This window comes from Streptomyces acidicola (genome assembly GCF_009377235.1).
Classification (GTDB): domain Bacteria; phylum Actinomycetota; class Actinomycetes; order Streptomycetales; family Streptomycetaceae; genus Streptomyces; species Streptomyces acidicola.
In genome coordinates, this window is the sequence record NZ_VMNX01000494.1 from 1 (window position 1) to 1,844 (window position 1,844).

At 67.0% G+C, this 1,844-nt stretch carries 3 protein-coding genes; all 3 read right to left on the reverse strand.

Annotation, left to right across the window (positions count from 1 at the left end; genetic code table 11):
* A partial coding sequence (locus FPZ41_RS46290; RefSeq protein WP_407698910.1) for a hypothetical protein occupies positions 1 to 462 on the reverse strand: 462 nt, incomplete at its 3' end.
* Between the two features lie 92 nt (positions 463 to 554).
* Entirely contained in the window at positions 555 to 794 is a 240-nt protein-coding gene (locus FPZ41_RS46295) for a hypothetical protein (protein WP_152870872.1), read from the reverse strand.
* A gap of 132 nt (positions 795 to 926) precedes the next feature.
* Positions 927 to 1,565, reverse strand: a complete 639-nt coding sequence (locus FPZ41_RS46300) for a hypothetical protein (protein WP_152870874.1) — start codon at positions 1,563 to 1,565, stop codon at positions 927 to 929.
* Positions 1,566 to 1,844 lie beyond the last annotated feature (279 nt).

Sequence of the window (1,844 nt, forward strand, 5' to 3'; positions counted from 1 at the left end):
TCTCCAACGGCGCCTCTCGGGCCCGGTGGCACCACCCCCCAGGTCATCGGTTCGACAGGGGGGAACAGCCATGCCGGGCCCGGAGGCCAGCGGCCCTCTTGCAGGGCCGCGGAAAACATAACGGGGGTAGCGGATGGGTTTGCCGAGGCTGCGGGCGTAGTCGATCTCGTTGCCGGTGCTGTCGCCGGTGTAGCTGCCAGGGTTGACGATGAGGACCTCGTCGGCGAGATCGATCTTGCGGCGGTGCAGTTCGTCGAGTTGCTGCTTGAGCCGGTCCGCCCGGGCCGGGTCCTCCCACAGCGGGTGCAGCTGTTTCATGTTGCAGCCGAGGGCGAGGACGATGCGGCTGGCGGCGGTCTCGTAGAGGTTGGCTTCGGCGAGGGCGTCCCAGTACCGGGTCGACCCGCACAACGCGACGATCGTCGGGCGGGAGGCAGAGGTGTAGGCGGTCTGGTGGTGCACGAGTGTCCCTTCGTCAGGTGGCAGGAGGCCGGGGCGGCCGGAGCTGATGTCGACGGCCGCCCCGCAGTTCTGTGTGGAGGGCTTCCGGCGGGTCAGCGGGCTGCAAGGGCGGCGCGGTGCTCCTGGCGGTGCGCGACGGCGGCAGGTTCGGCGATGACCTTGACGTGGTGCGGGTCGCCGACGTCACCGTGCTCGGAGCAGACGACCGCGTAGGCGGTACGACCGATGCACCCGCAGGAGGGGTCGCGGGGCCGGCCGGACGGCTTCACCGGTTGGTCACACGGACTGTTGTCGGCGTGGCGCGGTTCGACGCTGACGGTGATGCGGGCCATGGGTGGCTCCTTATTCCGCAATAAGACAACGGGAGAAAACGACCTCTCAGCAGTTGGTGACGTCGGCGGCGGAGGCCGGGGAAGCCGACGCGGCCCCCTGCCCGGGCGGGCGGAGGACCGCGCCGCGACGGTCTATCCGCCGGCTCGGCCTCCGATTCGGTCTCGCAGGCGTTTGGCTGCGTCCTCGGCGTCCCAGTTGTAGTCCTCGTCGGACTCGGCGATGACGACGGGAACCGGCCAGACCCCTACGAGCTTGACCTGGCCGTTGCTCACGGTGGAGCCGACTGCCTGGATCGTTGTGACCTCGGCCCTGATGAAGGCTTCCAGCGGGGAGAGGATCTCATCGATCTCCGGGACGGCCAGCGCGGCCGCTTCCAGCGCCTGGAAGAAGACCTCCGAGTTCCAGGAGATCTTTTCGACGGCGGCCTTGTTGAGGTGAATCACGTAGTAGACGATGTCCGTTATCTCGCCGTAGACCTGCGGACCGTCCTCGGCCAGGATCTGCCATTTGAACGCGCTCAGCGCCTCGCCGGTCAGCCCCTGCTGCGCCGCCTCCTTCTCCCACTCGGGCCGGATAACCTTCAGCACGTCGTGCGCGGACGGCTTCGGCCTGGCCCGCGCCTCCAGCGACCGGCGCGCCATCGCCTCCAAGTCCAGCCCCGCCACCGGATCGAAACCCTCGATCTTCCTCACACGGTTCAGGCGCTCCCGGATCTGGGCGGCCCTCTCCTGCACCTGCTCTTCTGTGATCTTGTCGCCGTGGTCCGACATGATCCTCCTGGTCTCCCTTGTTGCCTTCAGGCATCAACTCCTTTATTGAGCGGGGGAACCCTGCATTCACCCAGTAGGCGATCCAGCCAGTGTCTCGGCCACAGGAGTCGGTCGAGAACCGGCCGCCAACTCAGCCCCGGTTCGCGGACAGGTTCTGAGCTTGAAATTTAACCTTTGCGAGCTTTGAGCTGATTACGTTCGGCGATGCTCTCGGGGCGTTTGGTGGTCTTGCCGACGTCGTAGCGGGTGGCAGGCCGCCGGTTCTTCGATCCAACTGGC

What these genes read in the sequence shown, in the direction of transcription:
- FPZ41_RS46300 (WP_152870874.1), bottom strand. Translation starts at nt 1,565, where the DNA reads ATGTCGGACCACGGCGACAAGATCACAGAAGAGCAGGTGCAGGAGAGG.
- FPZ41_RS46295 (WP_152870872.1), bottom strand. Translation starts at nt 794, where the DNA reads ATGGCCCGCATCACCGTCAGCGTCGAACCGCGCCACGCCGACAACAGT.